This window comes from Actinoallomurus acaciae (assembly GCF_042429965.1).
GTDB classification, from domain to species: Bacteria; Actinomycetota; Actinomycetes; order Streptosporangiales; family Streptosporangiaceae; genus Actinoallomurus; species Actinoallomurus acaciae.
Window position 1 is genome coordinate 1 of sequence record NZ_JBHLZP010000720.1, and the last position, 3,283, is coordinate 3,283.

Annotated in this window: 3 protein-coding genes and 1 pseudogene; all 4 read right to left on the reverse strand. The window is 72.7% G+C overall.

Annotated elements, in window-relative coordinates:
- Positions 1-379, reverse strand: a 379-nt coding sequence (locus ACFFNX_RS45695; protein ID WP_378212585.1) for an Hsp70 family protein, incomplete at its 3' end; no start/stop codon positions are given.
- Positions 379-1,086: a response regulator gene (locus ACFFNX_RS45700; protein ID WP_378212586.1), complete on the reverse strand. Its 708-nt coding sequence runs from the start codon at positions 1,084-1,086 to the stop codon at positions 379-381. The genes ACFFNX_RS45695 and ACFFNX_RS45700, both read right to left, overlap by 1 nt.
- Positions 1,077-2,732, reverse strand: coding sequence for a sensor histidine kinase (locus ACFFNX_RS45705; protein WP_378212587.1), 1,656 nt, complete (start codon positions 2,730-2,732; stop codon positions 1,077-1,079). Before ACFFNX_RS45705 ends, ACFFNX_RS45700 begins: the two co-directional genes overlap by 10 nt.
- Positions 2,733-2,951: 219 nt before the next feature.
- Positions 2,952-3,283: pseudogene (locus ACFFNX_RS45710) on the reverse strand (1-acyl-sn-glycerol-3-phosphate acyltransferase); the annotation flags it as partial.

Here is a 3,283-nt window from a genome sequence, read left to right on the forward strand (position 1 = left end):
CTCCGGCACCGGCCGGCACGGTGAGCACGACGTCGCCGACCGGCTCGCCGAGCGCCGCCGCGGCGCCTTCGGCCAGCCGCCGCAGGATCAGGCCCTGGATCTCCTCGGCGCCGCGCACGCCGCCCCGGGAGTCGGTGAACGTCCAGCCGGTTGCGCCCTCCCGCCGTTTGACCAGCTCGACGCAGTCGCCGGGGACGTTCTTCGTCGCGTGCTTGGCGGTCTTGCCGATGAACGCCTCGCCCGCGCCGGAGAGGAGGACGACGGAGGGCGTGAGCAGATCGCCCTCGTGGTTCCACAGCGCCTCCGGACGGCGGCCCGGCCGGGCCGCCGCCACGGCGGAGTACGTGGTCCCCAGGTCCACGCCGATCGCCTGCGCCATCACGCCTCCCGGCTCCGGGCCGTACGGTCGCCGGCCGGTCGCGCCCCCGCGCTGCGCAGCCAGGCCAGTACGGCCAGGACGCGCTTGTGGTCATCGGGCGACGCCGGGATGGCGAGGGTCTTGAACACCTCGCTGAGGTACGCCTCGACGGTCGGCACGGCCACCTTCATCCGCTCGGCGATCGCCTTGTTCGTACGGCCCTGGGCGAGCAGTTCCAGCGCCTCGCGCTGCCGCGCCGTGAGCAGGGCGATCGGGTCCTGGACGCGGCGGGTCCGCAGCATCTGCTCGGCCAGCGCACCGTCGATGACCGTCTCCCCCGCGGTGACGCGTGCGAGCGCGTCGACGATCGTCTGCGCGTCCTTGATGCGTTCCTTGCCGAGGTAGCCGATGTGCGTGCCGTCGCCGATGGCGGTGATGCGCCGCAGGTACGCGGGCGTCATGTGCACCGAGAACATCACGATGCCCAGCCGCGGGTCGTCCGCGCGCAGCCGCTCGGCGGCGTGCAGCCCGTCGTCGTCCTGCGGCCGCCCGAGGTGACCGCCGAAGTTGATGTCCACCAGCACCGCGTCGGGCCGGTGACCGCGCACCTGGACGAGCAGTTCGGCGGTCGTGGCGGCCTCGGCCACCACGTCGACGCCGAGGGCCTGGATGCTCTGCCGGTACAGGTCGCGGAGCATCGGCACGTCGTCCGCCACGATCACACGCACGGGATCCTCGCGACCACGTGCGTGCCGGCGCCGTGCGGGCTGCGGACCTGCAGGCGTCCGCCGTACGCCTCGATGCGGTCGCGCAGCCGGGCGAGCCCGGGACCCTCCCCGTCGGCTCCGCCGACACCGTCGTCGGTGACCTCGGCGACGATGACACCCCCGGACTGCCGGACGGCCACCTGGACATGGATCGTGCCGGCGTGCTTGTGCGCGTTCGTCAGCGCCTCGCCGACGAAGAAGTAGACGGTCTTCTCCACCGTCGCCGGCAGGCGGTGCTCGGGCGTGGTGAGGTGCACGATCAGGCCGAGGCAGTCGGCGGTCTCCTCGATCGCCGCCGCCAGGCCCGCGTGCGTCAGCGTGTGCGGATAGACGCCGTGGGCCAGGTCGCGCAGCTCCCGCAGGGCACCCGCCACGAGCCGGTCGGCCGTCTCCACGAGCGCCGGAACCTGATCGGGCTCGGCGTGCTCGATCTTGGACAGCGCCACGCGCAGCGCGCACAGGTCCTTCTGCGCCCCGTCGTGCAGGTCGGCGACGATGAGCTGGCGCGCGTCGTAGTCGGCGGTCAGCAGCCGCCGCGACAGCATGAGGTTCTCCAGCGCCAGCTTGCTGATCGCCACCGCGGCCCCGGCCACCTCACCGTCTCCGGCCATGTCGGCGTCGACGACCAGTAAAGCCAATAGCCGGTCTCCGCGGCCGTGCACCGGGATGGTGTGGCGGTCGCGCGAGGAGGCCTCGACGTCGGCCGTCTCCCCGTCCACCGTCAGGTAGGCCCGGTCTGCCTCGGACCAGACCAGGAGGTCCAGGCCCGGATCGCGCAGGTTGTGCCGCAGCAGCTCCCGCAGCACGTGCGTGGTCGGGTACGCGGTGTCGAACACGGTCATCAGCGAGGACAGCCGTGTCAGCCGCCGCTGCGCGAACGACACCAGGAAGGCGATGGGCACGCCCAGCTCGGCCATGCCCTCGAGGGCGAACACCTCTTCGTGCCGCCCGGCGAGCGCGGTGATGACGACCGCCGCGCCCGAGGCGACCGCCACGAGGATGCCCGCGGCGGCCACCGGCAGCCGTACGGTGCGGTCACGCCGGCCGCCGACGCGCAGGCCCCGCAGCATGAACACCAGGAATCCGACGGCGAGCAGCGCACAGCCGACCACCAGCGTGTAGTCGAGGACGTCGTAGACCCGCCGGTCGGCCCACACGTTCGGCCACCACGTCGCCGGCGTGGCGTCGGGGATGCCGACCCAGGCCGGGCGCGCGACGCAGGCCTCGGCCGCCGGGAGCGCGAACACCCAGACGGCCAGGACCACCATGAAGCGGCGCCGGTGCCGTCCCAGGGACACCGCGGGATAGCGCAGCAGCGCCCACGCGGTGAGGGCGATCGGCAGGTACTCGAAGACCTGCGCGTACAGCGGTCCCGGGCCCGACGCCCACTCGTCCGCCCATTCCAGTGGTCGCGTGACCCCCGACGCGATCAGGACGTAGCCCGTGAACCGCTGTTCCGCATCCCCTGCCAGGAGCGCCCCTGCTCCGATGGCCCCAGCGGATACCAGCAGGTTGACCACGGTCGTGAGTGGGTGCCGGACCCAGAGCCCCCCCTCGGCCACCGCGGGGACGAGCACGGCTGACACCAGCGCCGCCTGGACCGTCACCGATCTCCACCGCGGCGAGCCCGCCGTCCAGACCGACGGCCGAGACCGTCCGGTCCGAGTGGAGGGAGCCGCGGCTGTCATGACACTCCCCTCTGCCAATCCGCCGGCTGACGGTCCCCGGTTGCCGGGTTCAGTCTTCCGTCGGATCCGACCATTGGGTACCGGGCTACCCCGGTAGAAGTAGCAGGAACTATGCGCTAGCCCCACATGGTGGTGGGATCACGCCTGTTCACGGCTTTCCGGCCGGTTCTCCGCGATCCAGTCGTCGATGGTCTCCCACCAGTCATACAGCCAGCGCTCCCGATCCTCCCGCGGGATCTCCTCGCAGGGAACCCTCCACCAGCGGGCGCGCAGAGGTTGCCCCATCGGAATGTTCCGCCAGATGTCGGCCGGGGAGAGCAGGTCGTCCGCTCCCGTGTGCGCGACGAAGATGACGTCGGCGTGCGGGGCGGCGGCGAGTGCGGCGAGCGTGCCGGTCTCGCGGGGAGGCAGGACGTTCGTCATGGCGCGCGCCCGTTCGGCCGCGGCCCGGCGGCCCCGCCGGCGCTCCC